This window comes from uncultured Methanofollis sp. (assembly GCF_937919355.1).
GTDB lineage: Archaea > Halobacteriota > Methanomicrobia > Methanomicrobiales > Methanofollaceae > Methanofollis.
The window spans coordinates 1-2,461 of the sequence record NZ_CALFSA010000122.1; the positions used below are offsets into that span (position 1 = coordinate 1).

4 protein-coding genes are annotated in these 2,461 nt (G+C 59.6%); 3 read left to right on the top strand and 1 reads right to left on the bottom strand.

Annotated features, from left to right (window positions below; translation table 11 throughout):
- The coding region (locus Q0520_RS05725) for a hypothetical protein (protein ID WP_298667507.1) at positions 1–370 on the top strand (370 nt) is incomplete at its 5' end.
- A 127-nt stretch (positions 371–497) separates the two neighbouring features.
- Here Q0520_RS05725 and Q0520_RS12160 read toward each other — a convergent pair.
- Positions 498–713 (bottom strand): HepT-like ribonuclease domain-containing protein, encoded by a 216-nt coding sequence (locus tag Q0520_RS12160; protein ID WP_342765242.1) that lies wholly within the window; start codon positions 711–713, stop codon positions 498–500.
- On the opposite strand from Q0520_RS12160, the gene Q0520_RS05735 reads away from it, so the two are divergent.
- Both Q0520_RS05735 and Q0520_RS05740 read left to right on the top strand, forming a co-directional pair.
- Entirely contained in the window at positions 681–935 is a 255-nt protein-coding gene (locus Q0520_RS05735) for a hypothetical protein (RefSeq protein ID WP_298667511.1), read from the top strand. The genes Q0520_RS12160 and Q0520_RS05735 overlap by 33 nt on opposite strands.
- Positions 936–1,169: 234 nt before the next feature.
- Positions 1,170–2,461 (top strand): hypothetical protein (locus tag Q0520_RS05740; RefSeq protein ID WP_298667513.1); only part of this gene is annotated, 1,292 nt, incomplete at its 3' end.

The following is a 2,461-nucleotide window of genomic DNA, read 5'->3' on the forward strand; positions in this document are numbered from 1 at the left end:
CTTTGCTCTCCTCGCCGCCGCCCTGTATTTTTTCAGGGGCGAAGGCGGGTCCGTCCACGGCGTGGTTGAAATCCTCGTGATACTCCTGTTTCCCCTCGGCGCCCTCGCCTATGGGTACCTGACCGGCGACAGGGTGCGATCGGCCCTCGCCGCCACACTCTCGTACGTTCCCCTCGTCCTGGCGGCCGCGCTCGCCACCGGTCTCCAGACTATTTCCGAGGACCCGAAATTCGCCGGATATCACCTGGCCCTCCTGCTCGTTCTCGGGTTGACCGGCTATTGCGCGTCCAGCAAACAGACACTTATCCGGATCTTCGCACTCATACTCTCCGCCCTGTGGGTTCTCGTATTTTTCACCGGCACCGCCTGAGGAGAGCGGGGGAGTATTCGGTCATTCAACATGCACTAAAAAACAGAGGGAGAGATCATCCTGGCGGCATTCCCTGTCGCAGTTGTCCTTGTCGACAGTTTCATTCATCCGGATCAGAACGAGAGGATCAGGATATTTCCGAGAGGATCGTCTCGACCTGGTTCCTGAAACGAAGGAGATCGGTGCGGGCTGTCTCCCGGACGATCCCGATATCGACGCCGAAGTACTGGTGGATGAGTTTGTCCCGCATCCCCGGGACGGCATCAATGCGCAGCTCAAGTGGTGGGTATACCCGGAAGAACTTGATGGGATGAAACAGAACAACACCTATGTCGCCCTCCACTTCCCCAAACCCACGACATTCGAGACGAGGTATATCGTCGATGGGTCGCCGCGGCAGATCACCATCATCGAAGCAGTCTTCCTCGTGGACAGTGGCGAAGAACAGAACATAATCCGCACACTGGCACCGGACGGACCGGGGGTCTGGACGACATCACGCGATCGCGGGACACTCGGAGACCTCGTCGCCCCCATCCTTGCAGAGGGGAAGAATGAGTCATGATGATAATACCTGAATCGAACGCGACCGAGCAGGCGCGAGGTGCGGAATCGGGCGTTTTCCCAGGAAAATAGCAGAAAATATTTGAAACGAGATATCGCTTTTTTCTCATCGATGCGCCCTTTCGGGGGGATGAGAGTCCCGCGACGCGTAAACGATTCGCACAGAAATGACATATATTGCTACAGAGATATCGCGTTGCGGGGATCAAAAAGATCGCCGGGGAGGAACGGAACCGTGGAAGCGGACAGGCAGGATGCAACAGAACGATCGCGTGCAGTCGGAAGAGGCCTTGTGCCCGGGCTTCTCATCCTCTTCTTCCTTCTTACCGCGGCGCCGGCGAACGCGGCGACCCCTGACACCGAGGCCGACACGCTCCTCCTCTCTGCCGGGAACTATTCCCCCGACAAGGTGACGGAATGGCGCGACCAGATGCCCGCACCGTCGTACGTCATCCCGGACAATGCCAGATGCTTCAGATATGTCGGCGTCTTCCTACCCGAAAAGTCGGAGAACACAACCGTCGACGGCTATTACGCCCGCACCCTCCCGGACGGGAGGACGATCTCCTATGCCGAGGTGAGAGACCCCGACGCCCCTCCAGCCGACCCAATCGCCTTCCGTGCACGGGCCGGGGCATGCCCATACAGCAGCAGCGAGGAGATGCAGGAATGCTTCAGGCCCATGATCACCTTCTTCGACGGCTACACGGAACTGGCCCGGCACACCACCGTCAGGGACTACCCGGGGACCGGGGAGGTGACCGCCACGACGGCCCTGTACCACTACCCGAACGACGGCGACCCTGACAACGAATATTTCTGTACCTGCTCATGCATCGTCGAGACCCCGGAGGACGCATCTTCGGGAGGGGAGGGATGGAGGAACAGGGGAGTGAACGTACATTATCGTACCAACACCACATATGGGAACATACCACCGTTCGATATTTTATCGGCCTCATTCAACCCCCAGACCTCTCACAGCCGCCTGCGCAGCCTGGATCTCTCCGGGTACCTCCTCGGGCATCTGGTCGCCGCCCACGTCAGAGGCTTCCCGGAAGACGAGGTCTTCTGGAACGTGACAGTGGGGTACTTCGACGAACTCGCCACCGCACCGTTGCACTTCTTCCCGACCTTGAGAATCGTCGGCATCCAGCCGTCCAAGAACGATACCGGGTGGCGCGTGCTCGCACTGACTGAAATGGACATGGACGGCGGCTGGGCGAGGATCGGGTGGCGGGGGTACGAGACGACGCCGCACGCGCCCGATCCCTGGGGCCACGCCCTCCTCATCCGCACAGTGCCTGAAAAGAGCGTGCACATGAGAATGCCAGAGCGTGTAGGCTCATACAACAGGCACCCCTACCGGGACACCCAGAAAACAGACCCGCCCCTGCCGGGCAGAAAGGGGCAGAAAAACGCTCCCCAAAAAGATTGGTGGGGAGGGTATTCCCCGGGAACGGTTTTTGCGTTCCCTCTACTCACGCCAGATAATCTTCCGGCCGCGGGATCTGGTCCTTCAGACCC

What these genes read in the sequence shown, in the direction of transcription:
- Q0520_RS05735 (WP_298667511.1), top strand. Translation starts at nt 681, where the DNA reads ATGAAACAGAACAACACCTATGTCGCCCTCCACTTCCCCAAACCCACG.